The organism is Arthrobacter sp. Leaf141, assembly GCF_001424565.1.
Taxonomy (GTDB): domain Bacteria; phylum Actinomycetota; class Actinomycetes; order Actinomycetales; family Micrococcaceae; genus Arthrobacter.
This window is the reverse complement of record NZ_LMOL01000005.1, coordinates 1-202: the sequence shown is the minus strand read 5'-3', so window position 1 is coordinate 202 and position 202 is coordinate 1. Positions and strand designations below refer to the sequence as shown.

Below are 202 nucleotides of genomic sequence, written 5' to 3'. Positions count from 1 at the left end.
CGGGGACCAGGTCTTCTTCCAGGGCCACGCCTCCCCCGGCATGTACGCCCGGGCGTTTATGGAGGGCCGGCTGACCGAGGAGGACCTGGACGGGTTCCGGCAGGAAAAGTCCCGGCAGGGCCACGCCCTGTCCTCCTACCCGCACCCGCGGCTGATGCCGGACTTCTGGGAATTCCCCACCGTGTCCATGGGCATCGGGCCG

At 69.8% G+C, this 202-nt stretch carries 1 protein-coding gene; it reads left to right on the top strand.

The genetic code is table 11. The features are described 5' to 3' along the window. Positions 1–202, top strand: a 202-nt coding sequence (locus ASF72_RS02580; protein WP_157370909.1) for a hypothetical protein, incomplete at both ends; no start/stop codon positions are given.